A 21414-nucleotide genomic window follows, 5' to 3' on the forward strand; every position below is an offset into this window, starting at 1 on the left:
TGGCATCATGACCCAACCCTCCCTGACCCTGGCCGACCCGCTTCGGCCCGAATACGAACGCGAGCCCGAGCCCTTCACCGAAGTCCCGCTGTTGCGCGCACTGCCGTTGCACCAGCGCGCGTGGCAGCAGGACTGGCTGCGCAAGGCGCTGATCGTGCTGGCGCTGGGACTGATCTGGGAAGCGGTGGCCCGCATCCAGGATAACGACCTGCTGCTGCCTTCCTGCCTGGCCACGCTGCGCGCCTTTGGCGCGGCGGTGGCCAGCGGCGAACTGCCGGGCAAGGCGGCGATCTCGCTATCGGTGCTGCTGCGCGGCTATGCGGCGGGGATCGCGCTGGCGTTCGTGCTGACCTCGCTGGCGGTATCGACGCGCGTCGGGCGCGACGTGCTGGACACCCTTACCGCCATGTTCAACCCGCTGCCGGCGATCGCGCTGTTGCCGCTGGCGCTGCTGTGGTTCGGCCTGGGCACCGGCAGCCTGGTGTTCGTGCTGGTCCACTCGGTACTGTGGCCGCTGGCGCTGAACATGTACGCCGGCTTCCGCGCGGTGCCGCCGACGCTGCGCATGGCCGGGCGCAACTACGGCCTGCGTGGGCTGCGCTTTGTCGCGCTGGTGCTGGTGCCGGCGGCGCTGCCCGCGATCCTCTCCGGCCTGAAGATCGGCTGGGCCTTTGCCTGGCGCACGCTGATCGCCGCCGAACTGGTGTTCGGCGCGTCGTCGGGGCAGGGCGGGCTGGGCTGGTTCATCTTCCAGAACCGCAATGAGCTCTATACCGACCGCGTGTTCGCGGGACTGGCCGCGGTGATCCTGATCGGCTTGCTGGTCGAGGGGTTGGTGTTCACCACGCTGGAGCGGCTGACCGTGCGTCGATGGGGCATGCAGCAGTAGCTTGTCCGATCGCACAGGGGCGCGTAGGCTACGGCACGACCAGGCACCGGAGTCCACCCATGAATGCTGTCCACCAGGCCGCCGCACAGGGATTCGCCAGCCAGGCCGATACCTATGCGCGCGGCCGCCCCGAATATCCGCCGGAAATCGACGCCTGGCTGCGCGGCGCGCTGGGCCTGCATGCCGGCCGCGCCGTGCTTGACCTGGGCGCGGGCACCGGCAAGTTTACGCGTTGGCTGGTGCAGACCGGCGCCGCGGTCACCGCGGTCGAGCCGGTGGCGCAGATGCGCGCGCAGCTGGCGGCCGCGGTGGCGCCGGTGCAAGCGCTGGAAGGGAGCGCCGAGGCGATTCCGCTGGCCGATGCCAGCGTCGATGCCGTGGTCTGCGCGCAGGCGTTCCACTGGTTTGCGAATGCGCAGGCATTGGCGGAGATCCGCCGCGTGCTGCGCCCCGGCGGCCGGCTCGGGCTGGTATGGAACGTGCGGGATGAAAGCGTGGACTGGGTGGCGCAGCTGACTGCCATCATGGCCCCGTATGAAGGCGACGCGCCGCGTTTCCACAAGGGCGACTGGAAACGGGTGTTTCCGGCCGAGGGCTTCGGGCCGCTGGCACTGCAAAGCCTGCCCTATACGCATGTGGGGCCGCCGCAGCGGGTGATCGTTGACCGCGTCATGTCGGTCAGCTTCATTGCGTCGCTGCCCGGGCCGGAGCAGGCGCGGGTGCGCGCGCGCCTGCACGCGCTGATCGACCAGCATCCGGCGCTGTCGGCCCGCGCCGAGGTCGCCTTCCCCTACCGTACCGAGGCCTATCACTGCGAACGGCTTGCCTGAGCCTACATGGTGGCCTGCCGCACCCAGAAAGCCGCGCCGACCCGCACCGCGCAGGGTGCGCGCGTCAGCGCCGCGGCCGTGCCGCGCCGCGCGGCGGTGCTGGCCTGGACCTGCTCCCAGATGTCCAGCATGGCGTGGATCTTGGGCAAGGCACTGAGGCCGGCCGCCGTCGGCAGCCAGGCCGGGCTGCAGCTCTCGAACAGCGGCGTCCCCAGCGCGGCCTCGAGCCTGCGGATCTGGTAGTGGAGCCGTTGCGGCTGGATGCCGAGCGCCTGCGCGGCGCTGCCGGTGTCGCGGTGCTGCATCAGCGCGACAAAGACACGCAAGGAGAGAAAAGAGACGCGCCGGTTGCTGAGTCGGTAAGCCATGCCCATGTCATGGCCGGGGGGCGGTTCGGCGCTTGTGCGCTGGTACGAGTCCCCGGCGGATCGAAGTGATTCGATCGTAGCGGGGCGAGGCGCGGCTGGTGGGCAGCCAGATTCGGAAATACGGCGGGGAATTTTCCGGCGATGCGCGCAGTGGCTGCGCAGTCAGTGCATCGGGAGCTGGCCGATCGCGGTCAGCGCCAGCACCACGTCCGGCGACAGGCGGCGCTCGCTGCACGGCACGCCCGCGGTCTCGAGCGTGGTCCACAGGTCGGCGTCGCCGGTGACAATGCGCTGCCGCAGCTGCGCCAGGTATGCATATTCCGCGGACGTCAACGGCCGCGGGGTGCTGCGCAGGTCGTCCAGGATGGCACCAAGCGAGAGTGCGGGAACGGTCATACCAAGGTCGGGGATAGCACGGCGATGAGACATTGCGGCGGAAAAAGCAGGATGGTGCGGAGTTGAGCAACGCATGATTCTATCCATCCGGTGCAGCAGCCGCTTAAGCAAAAAGCCGCGTGGATTTCCCCGCTGATTCCGCTTGCAATGCCAGGAGTGGCGAATAGGCTAAGCGCGGACCGCGCGATGTGGCGCATGCGGTAGTCCAGACGGCGCAGGAGGCGCTTGCGCGGACGCGCGGTCTGGCCAGGCTACTGCGTGGGGTGTTGCAGAAAAACGCCACCATGCAGGGGGCCATCGAGCTAGGCCGTGGCACATCGCGCCGCCGGGAGCCCCGATTGACAAGCACGGGAGCGTTCTATACGGTGGCGCATCGTTTTGACCCAAGCCCCTCCAGGTTCATTCGCCGCCCGCCATGCCACGCAAAGCCGCACAGGTTTCCGAAGCCGACAAGCACGCCGCCGCCGGGGGCGCCATCGCCGTGGACCGGGCGCTGTTCGTGCTGTCGGTGTTCCGACTGGGCGATGGCGCGCTGGCGCTCGCCGAACTGGCGCAGCGCAGCGGCCTGTACAAGAGCACGCTGCTGCGCCTGCTGGCATCGCTCGAGCACGCCGGGCTGGTGCTGCGCCACGCTGACGGCCGCTATGGCCTGGGGCCGGAAGTGGCGCGGCTGCACGCAGTCTATGCGGCGTCGTTCTCGCTCGAGGCGGTGGTGATGCCGGTGCTGCGCGAACTGGTGAACACAACGCGCGAGAGCGCGGCCTTTCATGTCGAGCAGGGCGAGCACCGGTTGTGCCTGTACCGCGTGGATTCGCCGCAGCCGGTGCGTGACCACGTGCGCGCGGGCGAACTGCTGCCGCGCGACCGCGGCGCCGGCGCGCGCGTGCTGCGCGCCTTCGCCGGCGAGGCCGGCGCACTCTATGACCAGATCCGGCAAGACGGCGTGGCTGCGCTGGTCGGTGACCGCAGCCCCGACCTTGCCGGGGTTTCGGCACCGGTGTTCGGTGCTGGCGGCGTACTGGCCGGCGCGCTGACGCTGACCTGCCCGGCGGCGCGCTACCGCGACGCGTTCCGCACCGATGTGCTGCAGGCTGCGCGCGCGCTGACGCGCGCGCTCGGCGGTTCGGCGCCGCCCGGCACGCCAGGTCCGACCGTCCCGGACTGACGCAAGACCCCGGCCCGGGTGAAGCCCAGCCGACCCGGCTTGCAGGGGGTGCCAAGCTGGCGCCGGCGCGGGCTATCATGCGGATGGCATGAAAAACTGCGCACGTCACATCTTGTGAAATCAGCGCCCGCATGCCGCGCGTCGCCCCCGTGGCCTGATGCCCGCCAATCGATATTGACGGCAGGCGGACGGCATCCTTGAGGAAATCCCTTGCACCTGGACCAGCAGACCATCGCGGTGGTGATGATGGTGTTTTTCTGCAGCACGCTGATCATTGCGGCGGGGCTGGTGTTCGCGCTGCGCGCGAGCACGGCGGGGCGGCTGTGGGCCTTCGGCCATGTGCTGGTGTCGGCCGCGGGCCTGGCGCTGGCGATCAGCGCGGCCAGCGGCACCGGCCAGCTCGGCACGCTGGGCGCATTCGCCTTCGTCGCCGGCTGGCTGCTGATCTACCGCGGCGTGCGGCTCTACTACGGCGTGCCCGCGCATCCGGACGCGCTGGCCGGGGCGGGCGCGATCGTGCTGGGCCTGATGGCGGCCTCCAGCGGCCTGCCCGAAGGCCCGCAGCTGGTGCTGCGCATCGTCTACGGTGTGCTGGCGCTGGTGTCGCTCGCCACCTTCGCCACGCTGGCGCGCGCCGGACGCGGGCGTCGCAGCATTGGTGCGCCGCTGGTGCTGATGGCGAGCCTGGTGCAACTGGCGACGCAGCTGGCCGGTTTCAGCCATGCCATGAGCCTGCCGGCCGGCAGCGCGGCCGTCGGCGGCCCCGCGGCGCCGCTGACCTTGTTCTTCGCCGGCCCGGCCGATTCGGCCTGGGTGCTGGCGCCGCTGATCGCCACGCTGCTGGGGCTGTTCGGCTTCACCGTGATGGCGATGGAGCAGATCGTCGCGCACAACGAGAGCGGCGCGCGCATGGACGCCCTGACCGGGTTGCTCAATCGCGGCGCGCTGGAGATGTCGGCGCTGTCGCTGGTGGCGGGCTGGCAGCGCCACGGCCAGCCGCTGTCGTGCCTGGTGATCGATATCGACTACTTCAAGCAGGTCAACGATAACTGCGGCCACCATGCCGGCGATGCGGTGCTGCGTGAAGTGGCGCAGGCGCTGGACAACTCGCGCCGCGCCTCGGACGTGGCCGGCCGCTACGGCGGGGAAGAGTTCTGCGTGCTGTGCCCGCATACCGACGAGCAGCAAGCCTCGGCGCTGGCCAACCGGGTGCTGCGCAAAGTGCGCGCGATTGCCTTGCCCGCCGGCCGCGGCCATGCCAGCGTCAGCATCGGCGTGGCGCAGCTGCGCAGCGGCGTGGGCAGCAGCGAGGCGCTGTGGCGGACCCTGTTTGCCGATGCCGACCGCGCGCTCTACCACGCCAAGGCGCATGGGCGGGACCGCTATGTGCTGGCATCGTCGATGGCGGTAGCGGCGGCCAGTGCGGCGCCGGCCGCGCTGCTGGAGCCGGCGCCCGACCTGGCCGGCTGAGCGCGATCGGGTCTGCTTGTCGTGGGGATCTTGCGGCTAGGGTCGCGTGCCCGGCTCCGGCACGTCGCGCGGCGGCGCGCCGTCATAGGTCCACAGGAACTGGCGCGGCATCGGGCCCTTGTTGCGGCCGCCCTCACACTGTTGTTCCCACGCATGCGCGAGGATGCCGACCGAGCGCGACAGGCAGAACAGCCCGCGCGCCAGCGGCGCGGCAAAGCCCAGTTCGGCGTAGATCACCGCGGTGGCGCCATCGATGTTCATCGGGATCGGCTTGCCGCGCCCCCCGCCCAGTGCCGCTTCCACCGCGCGCGCGATGCCGGCGTAGCGACCGCTGACCACCCCGTCGGCCGCGGCCTGTTCGACCAGCGCCAGCAGCCGCGGCGCACGCGGATCGACCGGATGGAAACGGTGGCCGAAGCCGGCGACGTACTTGCCGTGCAGATCGCGGTAGTGTCGCAGCGCCTCGGTCACAGCAGCCGCCATCGCGCTGCCGCCATCCAGCCGCTGCGCCACGTCGTGATACAGCGCCACCGCCTGTTCGCCCGCGCCGCCATGCACGTCGCCCAGCACATTGACGGCCGACGCCATGGCATTGTTCAGCCCCACGCCGCAAGTGGCCGCCATGCGCGCGATGGCAATGCTGGGCGCCTGCGGGCCGTGGTCGACGGCAGCCATCAGCGCCGCGTCCAGCAGTTCACCCTGGCCCGGGCCGGGCAGTTCGCCACGCAGCATCAGCCAGATCATCTGCGCAAACGATACCCGGCCGATCAACTGCTCGATCGGGTAGCCGCGGTAGCGGATCTCGCCCGGGCGCATGTCGATGATGCCGGTGCGCCACCAGTCCTGCGACTGGCGCTGGCCGCTGTCCAGGCCCTCGTCCCGGGGCTGGCTGGCAGTGTCGTTGGCGCTCATATCGCACCCTCCTGGCTCAGTTGATCGATGTCCGCATCGCTGTAGCCCAGGCGCTCCAGTACCTGCCGCGTATGCTGGCCCAGTTGCGGCGGCGGCGTGTCCACCGCCGGCGCTTCGCGGTTGAGCTTGAAGCCGGTGCGCACCACGCGGATGTCGCGGCCCACGCCGGGGGCGTCGGCAAATTCGGCGATCATGCCGCGCTCGCTGACCTGCGGATGGGCCAGCGTCTGCGGCACGTCAAGCACCGGCCCTGCCGGCACGCCGGCCGCGGTCAGCAGCGGCCACCACGCGGCCGCCGGCTTGCGTGCCAGTTCGGCTTCCAGCGCCTGCGTCAGCGCGGCCCGGTTGGCCAGCCGCGCCTGGCGCTGCGCGAAGCGCGTATCGGCAGCCAGCGCGGGGCGGCCCACCACGCGGCAGAGCGCTTCAAACTGTTCCTGCTTGTTGGCGGCGATATTGAGCAGGCCGTCGGCGGTGCGGAAGGTGCCGGACGGGCTGGCGGTCATGTTCTCGTTGCCCATCGGCGTGGGCGCCCGATCCGCGATCAGGTGGTTGGACACCGCCCAGCCCATCGTCGCCAGCGTCGCTTCCAGCATCGAGACGTCGATGAAATAGCCCTCGGTGCGCCCGGTATCGGCCAGCGCCGCCGACACCGCCAGCGCCGCGGTCAGCCCGCCGATGGTGTCGGACACCGGGTAGCCGACCCGCAGCGGCGCGCTGTGGGCGTCGCCGGTGATCTGCATCACTCCGGCCATGCCCTGGATGATCTGGTCGTAGGCGGGCAGGCCGGCGAGCGGGCCGTCCTGGCCGAAGCCCGAGATCGCGCAGTAGATCAGCCGCGCATTGTCCTGCTTCAGGGTCTCGTAGCCCAGCCCGAGGCGGTCCATCACGCCAGGCCGGAAGTTCTCGACCACCACATCGGCCCCCCGCACCAGCTTGCGGAACACCTCCTTGCCGCGCGCGTGCTTCAGGTTGACGGTGACCGACTGCTTGCCAGGATTCTGGGCGAGGAACGACACGCCCATCAGTCGCTGGTTCAGCACCGGGTCCGCGCCCAGTTGGCGAGCCAGGTCGCCGGTGCCCGGGGTTTCCACCTTGATGACTTCGGCGCCCAGGTGGGCCAGCTGGTGGCAGCAAAACGGTCCGGCCAGCACATTGGTGAGGTCGAGGACGCGGATATGGCGCAGTGGTTTTTGCATGGCTGGAGATCAGATCATCGTCGAGTTCGTTCTGAACAACAGAACAACGGTCTTTCATAAGGAATCTCCGCAGCATAGGTTTGCCCTGCCTGTGTGTCAAGGCATCCGCGGCCGGCACGGACCCGGTCGCTGCCCTACAATAGCGCCCCCGCCCGCGGCCTGCTTGCGCCGCGCGCGCCACTTTGCTTGCAGGGAACGGAATCGATGATGTCAAACGCATGCGGCCTGGACTTCGGCACCTCCAACTCGACGGTCGGCTGGAGCCGCCCGGGCAGCGCGGCCGCGCTGCTGCCGCTGGAGGATGGCAAGGCGACGCTGCCGTCGGTGATCTTTTTCCATGCCGAGGACCCGCTGGTCAGCTACGGGCGCGCCGCGCTGGGCGATTACCTGGCGGGCTACGAGGGCCGGCTGATGCGTTCACTCAAGAGCCTGCTCGGCACCTCGATGATGGACGACAGCACCGAGGTGATGGGCCAGGCCATGCCGTTCCGCAAGCTGCTGGCGCATTTCATCGGCGAACTGAAGACGCGCGCCGAGCACGCCGCCGGCACCGGGTTCTCGCGCGCGGTGCTGGGGCGTCCGGTGTTTTTTATCGACGAGGACCCGGTGGCCGACCAGCTGGCCGAAGACACGCTGGCCGGGATCGCGCGCGACGCGGGGTTCAGCGAGATCGCGTTCCAGTATGAGCCGATCGCGGCGGCGTTCGACTACGAGGCCGGCATCACGCGCGAGGAACTGGTGCTGGTCGCCGACATCGGTGGCGGCACCTCGGACTTCTCGCTGGTGCGGCTGTCGCCCGAGCGCGCCACGCGCAGCGACCGGCGCGACGATATCCTGGCCAACGGCGGCGTGCACATCGGCGGCACCGACTTCGACCGCGCGCTCAGCCTGGCGCGCGCAATGCCGCTGCTTGGCCTTGGCAGCGCGCTGCGCAACGGCAAGGCGATGCCGTCGAGCCAGTATTTCGACCTGGCCAGCTGGCACACCATCAACCTGCTCTATACGCGCAAGGCGTGGTCGCTGGTGATGGACAACTATCGCGACGCCGCCGACACGGTCAAGCTCGACCGCCTGGTGCGGCTGATCCGGGAGCGCGCCGGGCACTGGCTGGCGATCCAGGTCGAAGCCGCCAAGATTGCCCTGTCGGACGCGGGCAGCACCGACGTGGACCTGCAGCGGCTGGAACAAGGGCTGACGCTCACCATTACCCGCGATGAGTTCGATACCTCGATCGACAAGCTGGTGGCGAAGACCGAGCAGACCGTGCACAAGCTGCTGGCCGACGCCGGCGTGTCCGGCGCGGCGGTCGATACCATCTTCTTCACCGGCGGCTCCAGCAGCGTGCCGCTGCTGCGCCAGCGGCTGGCATCGTTGCTGCCCGAGGCGCGCTGCGTGGAAGGGGACCGGTTCGGCAGCATCGGCAGCGGGCTGGCGCTGGATGCGATGAGGAAGTTCGGGTGAGGGGTGGAGGCGCAGAGCGGTAGTACGCTGCGTGTTTGCTCCCTCTCCCGCTTGCGGGAGAGGGAGTACCCCATCAGCGGTTCAGAAGTCAGCTTGCTGTGAGCGCATGTCGCTCAGGCCAAAGGCATCCCCCAGCGCCAGCCTGGCCGCCCGCAACGCCCCGCGCGCGGCGGCGGCATCGCCGGCCAGGCGCATTAGCGCCGGCAAGTCCCCCGGCGCGCGCAGCAGCGCGCGCAACACCGCGGCCACATCGGTCTTGCCTTGTTCGCCCATGCCTGCCGCCGCCGCGGCCGGCACCGCACGCGTGGCGGGGTCGATGACCACGCGGCAGGCCGCGAACGGCAGCCGGCAGGCCGCCGCCATGCGCGCGGCCAGATGCGATTCCATATCGACGCACAGCGCCCCCGTGGCCCGGTGCAGCGCCGCCTTGGCAGCCACCGACAGTACCGGCTGGTCGGCCCCGGCCGCGGTGCCGATGCGCGCGTGCGGCAGCGCCGCGTGCATGGCGCGCGCCCAGGTGGTATCGGTGTCATAGCGCTCGCCGGGCGCGCACACCGCATCGGCCAGCACCACATCGCCCGGCGCCAGCGTCGGATCGAGCCCGCCCGCCACGCCGAAGCTTAGGATCCCCATGCACTGCCGGCTGGCCATCGCGGACACCTCTTGCTCCAGCGCCAGCCCGCGCACGCCGTGCACCACGCGGCAATGCGGCCCGGCCGCGATGCGCGCTTCGAATGCCATGCCGGTGACGACCAGCACGAACGGCGCCGTCACAGCCCCCATGACACCTGGCCGGTGCCGCCGCGCTGCAGGTTGCGATAGCGCGCCAGCGCCCACAACGGAAAATAGCGCGCGTAGCCGTGATAGCGCAGGTAGAACACGCGCGGAAAGCCCACCGCGGTAAAGCGGGCCTCATGCCACAGGCCGCCGGGCTGCTGCGTGCGCAGCAGGTATTCGACGCCGCGCGCCACCGCCGGGTGCTGCGCCGCGCCTGCCGCCATCAGCGCCAGCAGGGCCCACGCGGTCTGCGAGGCCACGCTGGGCGCCGGCTCGTAGCCGCGGTAGTCAAGCCGGTAGCTGCTGCCGTCCTCGCCCCAGCCGCCGTCTGCGTTCTGGATTCGCGCCAGCCACGCCACCGCGCGCTGCAGTTCGGGCGCTTCGGGCGCCAGGCCGGCGGCGTTCAGCGCGCACAGCGCGCTCCAGGTGCCGTAGATATAGTTGGTGCCCCAGCGGCCGAACCAGCTGCCGTCGGGCATCTGCTCGGCCAGCAGGTAGCGCAGCGCGCGCGCGGCGGGCTCGCTGTTGCCGGGGTTGGCGCCGGTCTGGCACAGCATCGACAGGCAGCGCGCCGATACGTCCGCGGTGGGCGGGTCCAGCAGCGCGCCGTGATCGGCAAAGGGGATGTTGTTCAGGTACAGGTGCGTGTTCTCGGGCTCGAACGCGCCCCAGCCGCCGTTGCCGCCCTGCATGCCGACGATCCACTCGGTGGCGCGCGCCACCGCTTCGCCGTAGCGCCCCGGCGCGTGGTGCGCGCGCATGAAGCGGTCCATCGCGGCGGCCACCACGGCGGTGTCGTCGACGTCGGGATAATAGGCGTTGGCGTACTGGAAGGCCCAGCCGCCAGGGCGCACCAGCGGGCGGCGCACCGCCCAGTCGCCGCGCAGGTCCAGCACTTGCAGCGGCCTGAGCCAGTCCAGCGCGCGCCCGGCTGCCTGCGCCGCGCGCGCTTCGCCGGTTTCCAGCAGGGCGTGGGTGGCCAGCGCGGTATCCCACACCGGCGACAGGCAGGGCTGGCAATAGGCCTCGTCGCCGTGCTCGACCAGCAGGCGCTCGAGCGAACGCCGCGCCACCGCGCGCGCCGGGTCCTCGGGCGGCACGCCCAGCACGTCGAACATCATCACGCTGTTGGCCATGGCGGGGAAGATCGCGCCCAGGCCGTCCTCGCCGTTGAGCCGCTCGCGCACGAAGCGCTGTGCCGCGGCAACGGCGCGGCGGCGCAGCGCCCGCGGAAAGAGCGGCTCGGCCACGCGCAGCAGCGCGTCCAGGCTGCGGAACAGCCTGTACCAGCCGGCATGCTGGTGGGCCGCACGCGGCGGCAGGCCCAGCGTGTGGCAGTTGCCGACGAACAGTTCATGGATGCCGACGCCGCGCGGGTTGCGCGCCTGCGGCCGCAGGCTGTTCAGCACCAGCAGCGGCACGATCACCGTGCGCGCCCAGTACGAGACCTTGGACAGGTGGAACGGAAACCAGCGCGGCAACAGCATGATCTCGACCGGCATCATCGGCACCGCCGTCCACGGCAGCACGCCGTACAGCGCCAGCAGCGTGCGCGTGAACACATTGCTGGCCTCGGCGCCGCCCATGGCATGGATGGCCTGGCGCGCGCGCTGCATCGGCGCCGATTGCGGATCGTCGCCCGCCATCTTCAGCGCGAAATACGCCTTGACGCTGGCGCTGATGTCGGAGCGGCCTTCATGGAACAGCGGCCAGCCGCCGTCGGGGTTCTGGATGCGGCGCAGGTAGCGGGCGATGCGCGCTTCCAGGTCGAGGTCGGGGTGCTCGCCCAGGTAGTGCACCATCAGCACGTATTCGGCGGGGATGGTGGCGTCGGCTTCGAGTTCGTAGATCCAGTGGCCGTCGGGGCGTTGCTGGTGCAGCAGCGCGTCGAGCGCGCGGTCGATGCCTTGGTCGAGCGCGTGCGCCGGCGCGCGCGCTGCTGCCGGCTCGTGCGCGCCGGCCGGCTGCCGCGGCGCCAGGTCCAGCTGCGGCGCGGCATTGGCAAAGACGGTCTCGTTCATCGACATGCAGCCTCCTTGTGCCGGCGCGCGGCGTGGCCGGGCCCGGCGTGCATCGGCTTGCCGCGCTCAGCCAATGGCGTGGCGCAGCACAATCCAGAGCAATTGCGCGCGCGGCAGGCGCACGCGCTGGCGCGGCGCGCGCCAGCCCTGCGCGCACAGCCGCCCCAGGATGCGGTGGTAGACCTCGGCCATGATGCGTGGCGAGCGCACCTGGCGTGCCGGGCAGCGCGCCATGATGGCCCAGGCCTGGTCATAGTGGGCCCGGGCCTCGCGCGCCACGGCCGCGCACGCCTGCCCCAGCGCCGGGTGCGCGGCCACGGCCGCGGGCGTGGCCGCGCCGATGCCGGCCGCGGCGAGCGCCTCGGCCGGCAGGTAGAGCCGGCCGATGGCGGCGTCCTCGTCGATATCGCGCAGGATATTGGTCAGTTGCAGCGCACGGCCCAGGTGGTGCGCCAGCGCTATCCCGCAATCCGCCTCCAGCCCGAACACGCGCACCGCCAGGCGGCCCACCGCGCTGGCAACGCGGTCGCAGTACAGGTCGAGGGTGGCCGCGTCGGGCGCGCGGATATCCTGCACCACGTCCATGGTCATGCCGTCGATCACGGCGAGGAAGTCTGCCTGCTGCAGGTTGAACGCCCGGATCTGGGCGCACAGCGATTGCAGTGGCGCGGGCGGGTTGCCGGCGTAGCAGGCGCCGATGTCGCGGCGCCAGGCATCCAGCGCTGCCAGGCGCTCGGCATGCGGCGCATTGCCGTCGGCGATATCGTCGACGGCGCGGCAGAACGCGTAGATCTCGAACATGGCCTGGCGCTGTACCGCCGGCAGGATGCGCAGCGCGGCATGGAAGGAGCTGCCGGCCGAAGCGGCGGGGCTAGCCTGGCTGCCGGCGACGGCGGGGCTGTCTGAAGCTGCGATCTGAGTACCGGCCACGTAACTCCTCGACACGCTGCTTACCGTCCCGCGCCGGCCGCGCGACATCGGCGCGCACTTGCCCGGGAGGTGGTTGTGGGTCGGGCGATTATAGCAATTTCACCTGCAACGGCGCTGGCACAACCGTGCTCCAGCACGGCGCGCCCAAAAACAAAAAGCCCCGCAACGACGCTGCGGGGCTTTTGTGCCGGCTGGTCCGTCGGACCAGCGGGGACCTCACCGGTATCAGAGGGCCTGGATCTTGGTGGCTTGCTCACCCTTCTGGCCCATGGCCTTGACGTAGCGCACCTTCTGGCCTTCCTTCAGCGACTTGAAGCCATTGCCTTCAATCGCGGAGAAGTGCGCGAACAGATCATTGCCGCCTTCGTCCGGCGTGATGAAGCCGAAGCCCTTGGCGTCGTTGAACCACTTAACGGTACCGGTTTCCATATCTATCTCAACCTTGAATTTCAAAATGAGCGAAAACGCTCGTTATACACCGTGTGCAACGCACCCAGCGGATCTCTTTATGTTCCCCGCCAGCGCATTCCATATGACTTCGATATGTCGCTGTCGTGACAACCGAAACCGTCACGGAACGACTACACCAAATGGCACACCGAATGAACGCTGCACAAGTGGGAATCATTCTGCCGAATTTTCCCGGTGTGTCAATCAGGCTAAGCGCCTAATCATGATGAGAGGTTCCGACAGGAGATATTAGCGTTTTCTACTTCGGTACCAGTTCAGTGAATTCCCTGATTTTTTATTCTCGGGTTTACCTGTGCGTGCACCGCCGACGGGCAACCGTGCCACCTGGTCGTGCATAATGGCTGCCGCCCGCTGCAGGTTGGTGCCATGCTTTTTACAAATTTTTACGGCACCTCTTCTACCGCGTTCGGGTGAGGCAGGTCCGGCGCTGAGTTAGCATTATGCGAATAAACCACAATACCCGTGGTGGCAGTCAGGTTGGGCGTGCGCATACATGAGTCAATGTTCTGGATGCGCGTCCAGACATTGGGCAATCTACGCAAAACTTTTGCTGCTGGTGGAAACCGGACTGTCCGGAAATCCGGTAGCGGACAGCGGCCTCATCGGGCGTCCGGCTTTGGCGGGTTTTTACTGGCCGGCTGACTGCGCCGGGATGTCCCGGACCGCCGCCGCCCGGCAGGGCCGTAGTTAACGTGCACGCAGGCTCAATGTCTCCTTTTCGGGACAATTGTTGACAATGCAGCAACGGGGGCTGCTTTAGCATGCGGTTGCCGGATACCATCGGACCTTTCCGAATTGACGTCCAAAACCAGACGCCACGCGGTCTTGAACCGCCCACTAGAATGTCTGGCATAGAGCACCTTGAGGTGCGCAAAATAAAGGGAAGCAAGCTTGTGAATCGACTGGGGGCAGCGCAAAGCAGCCGGGGCGTCCGCACGCCGCGCCGGCCGGGATGGCTGGCGTGGGTGGGGCAACTGGCGCAGCGCGCTGCGCTGGCGCTGGTCCTCGGCGCTGCCGGCGCCGCCGCGGCACAGCCGGCGTCCGACGCTGCGGCACCGTCGCTGCCGTCGATCGCGCTGCACTATGGCGCCAAGCCGCCGGTCGACGCGCTGCAGGCCTTCGATATCGCCGTGGTCGAACCCGACAGCGGCTTCGATCCGCGCCAGCTCGCCACCCCAGCGACCGCCTGGTTTGCCTATGTCAGCGTGGGCGAGGTGCTGGAAGGCCGGCCGTACTTCAAGGACATCCCCAAAAGCTGGTTCGTCGGCCGCAACGACGCCTGGAACGCCCCGGTCATCGACCAGGCGGCCGACGGCTGGCCCGCCTTCTATGTCGACAAGGTGATCGCCCCGCTGTGGCAGCGCGGCTTCCGCGGCTTCTTCCTCGATACCCTGGACTCGTACCAGCTCGCCGCCAGGACCGACGCCGAACGTGCGCGGCAGGAAGCCGGCCTGGTGCGCGTGGTCCGCGCGATCAAGGCGCGCTATCCCGAGGCCCGCCTGATCTTCAACCGTGGCTTCGAGATCCTGCCGCAGTTGCATGGCCTCGCGTATGCCGTGGCCTTCGAGTCGCTGTTCCGCGGCTGGAACCAGGCCCAGGGCCGCTACGTCGAGGTGCCGCAGGCCGACCGCGACTGGCTGCTGGCGCAGGCGCGCACCATCCGCGAGCAATACCGCCTGCCGGTGGTGTCGATCGACTATTGCCCGCCGGCGGACCGCCGCTGCGCGCGCGATACCGCCCGGCGCATCCGCGCGCTGGGCATCACGCCCTACGTGGCCGATCCGGGCCTGCAGACGGTCGGCATCGGCAAGGTCGAAGTGCTGCCGCGGCGTGTGCTGGTGGTGCAGGAGCGCCGCCCTGGCGAGTCGATCGACAATTCGCCGGGCGTGCGCTTTGTCTCGATGCCGCTGAACTACCTGGGCTACCGCGTCGAGTTTGCCGAGACCAGCGACGAGCTGCCGGAGATCGGGCCGGATCGCTACGCCGGCGTGGTGGTGTACCTGGAGGGCAATGTCACGGCGCAGCCGGGCCGGTTCTACAACTGGGTGCAGGCGCGCATGGCGCAGGGCATGCCGGTGGTGTTCCTGAACGACTTCGGCATCAATGTCAGCGGCGCGGTGGCGCGCGGCCTTGGCCTGAAGACGGTCAGGGGCCGGGTGTCGGGTCCGGTCGAGGTGCTGGCCAAGGACCGGATGCTGGGCTTCGAGATGCCGGTGGCGCCCGACCGTACCCAGGCCGAGGCGATCCAGGTGCCCGACGGCGGCGGCTTCCGCTCGCTGCTGCGCCTGCGCTCCGGCACGTTGACCTATGACGCCGCGGCCATCACGCCGTGGGGCGGCTATGTGCTGGGGCCGTATGCGGTGCACGAGAGCAGCATCGGCAACACCCAGAGCCGCTGGGTGGTGCAGCCGCTGGACTTCCTGCGCGAGGCGCTGCGCCTGCCCGCCATGCCGGTGCCCGATGTCACCACCGAGAATGGCCGGCGCCTGCTGACCATCCATATCGATGGCGACGGCTTTGCCTCGCGCGCCGAGATGCCAGGCGGCGGCTTTTCCGGCGAGGTGCTGTTCCGCGAGATCTTCGACCGCTACCGGCTGCCGATGACCATGTCGGTGATCCAGGGCGAAGTCAGCCGCGACGGCATGTACCCGAAGCTGAGCGCCGAACTGGAACCGATCGCGCGCAAGATCTTTGCCCAGCCCTATGTCGAAGTAGCCAGCCATACCTTTTCGCACCCGTTCGAATGGGCGCGCACGGTGCCGGGCCAGCCCGCGCAGGCCGGCAATGCCGCGGTGGTCGAGGGCGACGAGGCGTTCCACCTCAACATCCCCGGCTACACCATGGACCTGAACCGCGAGATCGGCGGTTCCGTCGACTACATCAACCGCAGCCTGGCCCCCGCCGGCAAGCCCGTCAGCCTGCTGCTGTGGTCGGGTGACTGCCAGCCGCCGGCCGAGGCCCTGCGGCTGGCCGACAAGGCGCGCGTGCTCAACATGAATGGCGGCGATACGCTGATCACGCGCAGCAATCCCAGCTGGACCGCGATCTCGCCGCTGGGCATCCACAAGCCGGGCGGCACCTTCCAGGTGTTTGCGCCCAACCAGAACGAGAACGTCTACACCAACCTGTGGCACGGCCCGTTCTACGGCTTCGAGCGCGTGATCGAGACCTTCGAGCTGACCGACCAGCCGTATCGCTTCAAGCCCGTGAACATTTACTACCACAGCTACTCGGGCACCAAGGCCGCGTCGCTGAAGGCGCTGCGCAAGGTCTATGACTACGCGCTGGCGCAGCCGCTGCTGCCGCTGCATGCGACCGACTACGTGCGCAAGGTGCTCGACTGGCAAGACATGGCGGTGGCGCGCGAGGTGGGCGACGGCAGCCCGGGCGCCTCCGGCACGCGATGGATCGTGCGCGGCGACGGCAACCTGCGCAACCTGCGCTGGAGCGGCGCGGGCCTGCCCGACATGGCCGCCGCGCATGGCGTGACCGGGACCTCGCCGGCGCCCGGCGGCGGCGTTTACCTGCACCTGGACGGCGGTGACGCCCGCTTTGCCATGCGCGACACCGCGGCCCCGGCGGCGCCGGCCACGCCGCAGCTTGCCGAAGCCAGCGGCATCGTGCGCGACTGGTCGCAGCGCGATGGCGTAACCCGCTTCGCTTTCAGTGGCTACTTCAAGCCGTTCTTCCGCCTGGCCAACGCCGGCAACTGCCGTGTCAGCGTCGATGGCAAGGCCGTACCGGCCGTGCGCGAGCGCAACACGCTGCGCGTGGATACCGCACCCGTCACCGACCCCAATCATGTCAGGCAACAAGTCGAAGTCCGCTGCGCCGGCTGAGCGCGAGCGGCTGCTGCCGCCGACGCTGGTGCTGACCTTTACCGCCATCGTGGGCATCGGCCTGGCGCTGATGTTCCCGCGCGAGACCCTGCGCGAACGGCTGCTGGGGCAGGGCCGGACCATCGACGGGCTGACCATGGCTTACCTGGAAGCCTGGTGGAAGGTCACGCCTGACGACCCCGCCTTCATGGGCGTGCTGGCCGAGCAGTACGCGCGCACCGGCCGGCTGGAAGAGGCGCAGGCGATGCTGGAGCGGATGCAGGCGGTGCAGGGCACCGACCTCTCGGGCCAGGTGCTGCGCACGCGCATCGAGATCGCGCAGCAGCGCGCCTGGGCCGCGCTGCCGGGAACGCCCGAGCGCGAACAGAACCTGGTGCAGCTGCGCAGCCTGCTGGACCGGGCCGCCGGCCGCCGCTGGCCCCTGGCCGACCTGCAGGCACTGGCCACGCAGGCGCGCCAGGCCGGCGCGGATGAGGCGATGCGCAGGTTCTATACGGCACTGGCCAGCCAGGACCGCAACAATGCCGCGTTCTGGAACCGCCAGCTGGCCGACCTGGCGATTGCCGGCGGCGACTACCGCGACGCCGCCAACGCCCTGTTCGCGCAGCAGGCGACCGCGACCACAATGGCCGAGCGGCGCGCGCTGTTCCTGAAGGCGGTGCAGACGCTGCAGTCCGGCAACCTGCTGGACGAGGCGCTGGCGCAGGCCGAGCGCCACGGCGGCAAGCTGCTCGACGACCCGGAGGTGCTGCGCTACCTGACCCGGCTGGCGCTGGCGGCCAACAAGCCGGAGCAGGCCAGCCGCTATGTCGAGCGGCTGCTGAAGGTGTCGGCGCGGCTGCGCGACGGCGCCGATGCGGAGCAGGCCGTGCTGGCCGCCCGCCAGGCCGAAGCGCGGCGCATTGCCGCAAGCCAGCCCTGGAGCGATCGTGGCGTGGTGTTCCTCGACGGCCCGCGCGGACTGGCATTGCGCGAGGCGCTGGCGGCTTCGGGTCAGCTCGGCGTGCGCAAGGCCGCCGCGCAGGAGGCCGCACCCGCGCAGCCGGCTGACACGAAGTTCAATGCCGAGGACTATGAGCTGGCCTATCGCGTGTTCCTGTCGGCGGGCAAGCTCGACCAGGCGCAGCGCGTGGCCGAGACCGCGGTGCGCCGGCTGCCGGGCGAGCCGGTCTGGCGCGAACGGCTGGCGCAGGTGGCCGAATGGAACCGCCAGCCCGCCGTGGCGCTGAAGAGCTGGCTCGACTATGCGCGCGCGACCAACGACGAGCGCGCCTGGGATGCGGTGATGCGGCTCGCGCCGGGACTGTCCGACGACCGCGCCTACCTGGCCGCGCTGCGCCACCGCGCGGGCGGCGCGGACCTGAAGACGGTGGACGAGGTGGTGGCCGCCTACGAACGCCTGGGCGAGCCGGAAGAAGCGATGCGCTTCCTGGAGGGCCTGAGCCACGGCCCCAAGGCGCGCGACATCATGGAGCGCCATGCCGCGCTGGCGGAACGCGCCGGCAAGGACGAGCGCGCGTTCCAGCTCTATACGCAGCTGCAGCAGCGCTTCGGCCCGCGCCCGGCCTATGCGCTCAAGCTGGCCAACCTGCTCTATGTGCGCGGCAAGCTGGCCCAGGCGCTGGATGCCATGCTGCCCGCGCGTGCCGCCGCGGGCCCGCGCGACCTGCTTTACTGGCGCACGTTCACCGAGCTGGGCCGGCTCAACCAGCGTGACGACCTGCTGCAGGACGGTTATCGCCAGCTGATGGTGGCGGCCGTGCAGAGCCACGACGAGCACTGCGTGCAACGGCCGGCGGGGCCGGCGCGCAACGATTGCATGGACGAGTTGCGCCACGCGCAGGAAGCGGATTTTTCCAACCTGATCGCGTATTACGACAAGACCCCGATCGACGCCGGCCGCATCGCCGAGGCCGACTGGCGCCGCGGCGCCAGCCCGGCCTCGCTGGAGCTGGCGCTGTACTACTACACCCGTGCCCATGCCTACCGCCGCATCGAGCGCCTGCTGCAGGACATGAGCCCCGAACAGCGCCGCGTCGCCAGGCAATCGAGCCGCTTCCTGATGCGGCGTGCCGAGTATTACCGCGTGACCGGCCAGCGCGACCAGGCCCTGGCCGACCTGCGCCACGCCGCGGGCCTGCCGGACGCCGACAGCGAAACGCTGGCGGCGCTGCTGTGGACGCTGGTGGACCAGGGCAGCGATACCGAGGTGCGCGCGGTGATGCGCCGCGTGCAGGACCAGGCCGAGGACAATCCCGACCTGTGGGGTGCCTTCGCCGCCGGCCATATGCGCTACCACGACGGGCGCGCGGCCCTGCATTACCTGCGCAAGCTCAAAGACGGCCAGAGCGCCGATCCGCTCTGGCTGAGCCTGCTGGCCGACGCCTATGAAGCCATCGGCCAGACCGACATGGCCTGGCGCGTGCGCCGCCAGGCCTGGATCGACCTGCATCGCGGCTGGGCCCGGCGCGGCGCGGGCGCGGCCCGCATGCGCCCGGATAACACCGACGGCGACGAGGAGCACGAGAACGCATCGGGCGCGCCGTCGCGGGCGGACCTGCGCCGCCAGACCGTGGCGCTGGGGCAGATCTTTGCCTCCGGTGATGTCTCGCGCGCGCTGGTGATCCAGATGCTGCGCGCCGACCGCGCTTCCACCGCGGCGCGCGACGTGCCCGCGGCGGCGGCGGGAGCATCGTCGCAGCTGGGTGAGATCGAGGGGCTGCCACCACTGCGCGAGCCGGTTCCCGCCGAGGTCGTGCGCGACGCGGCGCGGCGCGAGGCCGCCTTGTCGGCCGCCGGCCGCGATGCCGCGCTGGCGTGGGCGATGTCGGCGGAATCCAGCGAACTGGCGCGCGGCTGGCTGGCGCGCCAGTACGCCAGCCGGCTGCAGCGCCCGGCGTATGCCGAGGTGGCGATCGCGCTGGACCGGCAGGACTTGAACAGCCTGGACCGCATCCTGGAGCGCCAGGCCGGCCGCGTTCCGGTGGCGAACCAGATCGAGGCCAACCAGCGGCTGGACCGCCTTGGCGCGGCACAGACGCTGGCCTTCGAGACCCAGGAACGGGCCCGCTCCGACGACGCGCTGCAGGAAACCCTGCGCGAAACGCTGCTCTTCAACGCCCAGGCAATCGAGCCGCGCGTGCGCTTCATGCACCAGAAGCCGCTGGAGTTCACCGAAGGCAGCCTGGCCGGCGGCGTGCGGTTGTGGGACGGCTATGACCTGAACCTGCAGGGCACCTGGCGCGACCAGCGCAGCACCGACCCCGAGCAACTGGTCAACGTGCCCGCGTCGGACCGGCGCGCCGACCTGTCGCTGGGCTACCGCGACAACAACCGGCGCTGGCGTGCCACCGCCGGCTACCGCGAGGGGCTCGACACCATGGCCACGGCGCGCTTCTTCGGCGAGTGGAACCAGCAGGGGCGGCTGCAGTTCAGCACGCTGGCCGGGCTCAACCAGCCCGCGGACGAGTCCGCGCCGCTGCGCGTGGGCGGGGCCAAGGACGTGCTGGCCCTGGGCGCGACCTGGCGCTTCAGCCTGCGCGAGTTCATCGGCGCGCGCATCGAATACAGCCGCTTCCGCGGCCAGGACCGCAGCACGCTCGGCCACGGCATGGTCTACGACGTCGAGGCCGGCTACAAGATCCGCACCGCGTATCCGGACTACACCGTGCGCGTGGTCGCCACCCATGCCAGCTACAGCACGCAGGATGGCAGCCTGACGCCGCGCCTGGCCGCGCTGGTGCCGGCCGGCGACGCCGCGACGCCGGCGTTCTACATGCCGCAGGGCTTCACGCAGGCCGGCGTGCTGTTTGGCTTCGGCACCGAACTGCTGGACGAATACACCCGCAAGTGGCGGCCGTTCGGCGAAGTCGGGCTGTTGCACGACACCCGCGCGCGGCAGAACTTCCGCGTGCAGGGCGGCGTGGCGGGCTCGGTGCTGGGCAACGACCACCTGGCGCTCTATGTCTCGCACGAGACCGCGGCGCGCAACGGCGGACGGCCGATGACGGAACTGGGATTGCGCTACCGCTGGCTGTACTGAGCCGGCGGCGGGGCAGGCATCATCAGGACATGGCAATACGAAAAAGGGGATGAACATGAACAAGCAAGGGACGGGCAAGACGGTGGCGAAGCGGCTGGCGGCATGGTGCGGCGCGCTGGGCGCGGCGCTGTGGCTGGCCGGTTGCGCGGTGACCGATGTCGGGCGCGCGCCGGTGCTGGCGCGCGGCGAAACCATCGCGGTGCTGCCGATCGTCAATTACACCGAGACGCCGCAGGCCGGCCTGCGCGCCGAAGCGATCGCCGAGAGCCTGCTGAAGACCGGCGGCGTGGCCAGCCTGAAGCGCTATCCTGCCGCGCTGAACCCGGAAACGCTGTTCGAGCCGGCCGAGCGCGAGGCGGTGGGCAAGGCACTGGAATGGGCGCGCGCCGAGAAGGCCCGCTATGCGCTGACCGGCGCGGTGCAGGAATGGCGCTACAAGGTGGGGGTGGATGGCGAGCCGGCGGTTGGCATCTCGCTGCAGCTGCTCGACGTGAACAGCGGCGAAGTGGTCTGGTCCGCCACCGGCAGTGACAGCGGCTGGAGCCGCGCCTCGCTGTCGGGCACCGCGCAGAAGCTGCTGCGCCGGCTGCTGGCGCCGCTGATGCAGGGCTGAGGTGGCAATCCTCAGCACGGCGCCGCGCCCGCGC

General features: G+C 70.1%; 16 protein-coding genes. 8 read left to right on the forward strand and 8 right to left on the reverse strand.

Features of this window, described 5'->3' with window-relative positions; translation table 11 throughout:
* Positions 1–7 precede the first annotated feature (7 nt).
* Both ACOCMH_RS04995 and ACOCMH_RS05000 read left to right on the forward strand, forming a co-directional pair.
* Positions 8–889 (forward strand): ABC transporter permease, encoded by an 882-nt coding sequence (locus tag ACOCMH_RS04995; protein ID WP_427308062.1) that lies wholly within the window; start codon positions 8–10, stop codon positions 887–889.
* 59 nt (positions 890–948) lie between these two features.
* On the forward strand, positions 949–1719 hold the full coding sequence (locus tag ACOCMH_RS05000; protein ID WP_427308063.1) for a class I SAM-dependent methyltransferase: 771 nt from the start codon (positions 949–951) through the stop codon (positions 1717–1719).
* A 2-nt stretch (positions 1720–1721) separates the two neighbouring features.
* Here the strand turns inward: ACOCMH_RS05000 and ACOCMH_RS05005 are convergent, their stop codons facing one another.
* Together ACOCMH_RS05005 and ACOCMH_RS05010 are read right to left on the reverse strand one after the other, a co-directional pair.
* Entirely contained in the window at positions 1722–2087 is a 366-nt protein-coding gene (locus ACOCMH_RS05005) for a helix-turn-helix domain-containing protein (protein WP_427308064.1), read from the reverse strand.
* A 162-nt stretch (positions 2088–2249) separates the two neighbouring features.
* Complete coding sequence (locus ACOCMH_RS05010) at positions 2250–2483, reverse strand: IclR family transcriptional regulator (RefSeq protein WP_231909691.1); 234 nt, start codon at positions 2481–2483, stop codon at positions 2250–2252.
* Positions 2484–2898: 415 nt separating this feature from the next.
* Here ACOCMH_RS05010 and ACOCMH_RS05015 point away from each other — a divergent pair, with 415 nt between their 5' ends.
* Both ACOCMH_RS05015 and ACOCMH_RS05020 read left to right on the forward strand, forming a co-directional pair.
* Complete coding sequence (locus ACOCMH_RS05015; protein ID WP_427308065.1) at positions 2899–3648, forward strand: IclR family transcriptional regulator; 750 nt, start codon at positions 2899–2901, stop codon at positions 3646–3648.
* 210 nt (positions 3649–3858) lie between these two features.
* The gene (locus tag ACOCMH_RS05020; protein WP_427308066.1) at positions 3859–5118 is read left to right on the forward strand and encodes a diguanylate cyclase; all 1260 of its coding nucleotides are present in this window, start codon (positions 3859–3861) and stop codon (positions 5116–5118) included.
* A 36-nt stretch (positions 5119–5154) separates the two neighbouring features.
* Here ACOCMH_RS05020 and ACOCMH_RS05025 read toward each other — a convergent pair whose 3' ends face one another.
* Complete coding sequence (locus ACOCMH_RS05025) at positions 5155–6030, reverse strand: citryl-CoA lyase (protein WP_427308067.1); 876 nt, start codon at positions 6028–6030, stop codon at positions 5155–5157.
* A complete protein-coding gene (locus ACOCMH_RS05030) occupies positions 6027–7226 on the reverse strand; it encodes a CaiB/BaiF CoA transferase family protein (protein ID WP_427308068.1) in 1200 nt (399 codons plus the stop codon). The genes ACOCMH_RS05025 and ACOCMH_RS05030 overlap by 4 nt, the downstream gene beginning before the upstream one ends.
* A gap of 204 nt (positions 7227–7430) precedes the next feature.
* Here ACOCMH_RS05030 and ACOCMH_RS05035 point away from each other — a divergent pair, with 204 nt between their 5' ends.
* On the forward strand, positions 7431–8687 hold the full coding sequence (locus ACOCMH_RS05035; RefSeq protein WP_427308069.1) for an Hsp70 family protein: 1257 nt from the start codon (positions 7431–7433) through the stop codon (positions 8685–8687).
* 81 nt (positions 8688–8768) lie between these two features.
* On the opposite strand, the gene ACOCMH_RS05040 is transcribed toward ACOCMH_RS05035, so the two are convergent.
* The 4 genes from ACOCMH_RS05040 to ACOCMH_RS05055 form a co-directional block, all read right to left on the reverse strand.
* On the reverse strand, positions 8769–9461 hold the full coding sequence (locus tag ACOCMH_RS05040; RefSeq protein WP_427308363.1) for a phosphorylase: 693 nt from the start codon (positions 9459–9461) through the stop codon (positions 8769–8771).
* On the reverse strand, positions 9458–11491 hold the full coding sequence (shc, locus tag ACOCMH_RS05045; protein ID WP_427308070.1) for a squalene--hopene cyclase: 2034 nt from the start codon (positions 11489–11491) through the stop codon (positions 9458–9460). The genes ACOCMH_RS05040 and shc overlap by 4 nt, the downstream gene beginning before the upstream one ends.
* A gap of 60 nt (positions 11492–11551) precedes the next feature.
* A complete protein-coding gene (hpnD, locus tag ACOCMH_RS05050) occupies positions 11552–12415 on the reverse strand; it encodes a presqualene diphosphate synthase HpnD (RefSeq protein ID WP_427308071.1) in 864 nt (287 codons plus the stop codon).
* A gap of 225 nt (positions 12416–12640) precedes the next feature.
* A complete protein-coding gene (locus tag ACOCMH_RS05055) occupies positions 12641–12844 on the reverse strand; it encodes a cold-shock protein (RefSeq protein WP_010810931.1) in 204 nt (67 codons plus the stop codon).
* 1007 nt (positions 12845–13851) lie between these two features.
* Here ACOCMH_RS05055 and ACOCMH_RS05060 point away from each other — a divergent pair.
* The 3 genes from ACOCMH_RS05060 to ACOCMH_RS05070 are packed head-to-tail and all read left to right on the forward strand — an operon-like array spanning position 13852 to position 21380.
* Positions 13852–16725, forward strand: coding sequence for a bifunctional glycoside hydrolase 114/ polysaccharide deacetylase family protein (locus tag ACOCMH_RS05060; protein ID WP_427308365.1), 2874 nt, complete (start codon positions 13852–13854; stop codon positions 16723–16725).
* Positions 16688–20767 carry a tetratricopeptide repeat protein gene (locus tag ACOCMH_RS05065; protein WP_427308072.1) on the forward strand — a complete coding sequence of 1360 codons (4080 nt, stop codon included), beginning with the start codon at positions 16688–16690 and terminating at the stop codon, positions 20765–20767. Before ACOCMH_RS05060 ends, ACOCMH_RS05065 begins: the two co-directional genes overlap by 38 nt.
* A gap of 55 nt (positions 20768–20822) precedes the next feature.
* The gene (locus ACOCMH_RS05070) at positions 20823–21380 is read left to right on the forward strand and encodes a penicillin-binding protein activator LpoB (protein ID WP_171515288.1); all 558 of its coding nucleotides are present in this window, start codon (positions 20823–20825) and stop codon (positions 21378–21380) included.
* Positions 21381–21414 lie beyond the last annotated feature (34 nt).

Source organism: Cupriavidus sp. H39 (assembly GCF_050271075.1).
GTDB lineage: Bacteria > Pseudomonadota > Gammaproteobacteria > Burkholderiales > Burkholderiaceae > Cupriavidus > Cupriavidus necator_B.

Coding starts and splice junctions, on each gene's coding strand:
- ACOCMH_RS04995 (WP_427308062.1), top strand. CDS start 8: ATGACCCAACCCTCCCTGACCCTGGCCGACCCGCTTCGGCCCGAATAC.
- ACOCMH_RS05000 (WP_427308063.1), top strand. CDS start 949: ATGAATGCTGTCCACCAGGCCGCCGCACAGGGATTCGCCAGCCAGGCC.
- ACOCMH_RS05005 (WP_427308064.1), bottom strand. CDS start 2,087: ATGGCTTACCGACTCAGCAACCGGCGCGTCTCTTTTCTCTCCTTGCGT.
- ACOCMH_RS05010 (WP_231909691.1), bottom strand. CDS start 2,483: ATGACCGTTCCCGCACTCTCGCTTGGTGCCATCCTGGACGACCTGCGC.
- ACOCMH_RS05015 (WP_427308065.1), top strand. CDS start 2,899: ATGCCACGCAAAGCCGCACAGGTTTCCGAAGCCGACAAGCACGCCGCC.
- ACOCMH_RS05025 (WP_427308067.1), bottom strand. CDS start 6,030: ATGAGCGCCAACGACACTGCCAGCCAGCCCCGGGACGAGGGCCTGGAC.
- ACOCMH_RS05030 (WP_427308068.1), bottom strand. CDS start 7,226: ATGCAAAAACCACTGCGCCATATCCGCGTCCTCGACCTCACCAATGTG.
- ACOCMH_RS05035 (WP_427308069.1), top strand. CDS start 7,431: ATGATGTCAAACGCATGCGGCCTGGACTTCGGCACCTCCAACTCGACG.
- shc (WP_427308070.1), bottom strand. CDS start 11,491: ATGTCGATGAACGAGACCGTCTTTGCCAATGCCGCGCCGCAGCTGGAC.
- ACOCMH_RS05055 (WP_010810931.1), bottom strand. CDS start 12,844: ATGGAAACCGGTACCGTTAAGTGGTTCAACGACGCCAAGGGCTTCGGC.
- ACOCMH_RS05065 (WP_427308072.1), top strand. CDS start 16,688: ATGTCAGGCAACAAGTCGAAGTCCGCTGCGCCGGCTGAGCGCGAGCGG.
- ACOCMH_RS05070 (WP_171515288.1), top strand. CDS start 20,823: ATGAACAAGCAAGGGACGGGCAAGACGGTGGCGAAGCGGCTGGCGGCA.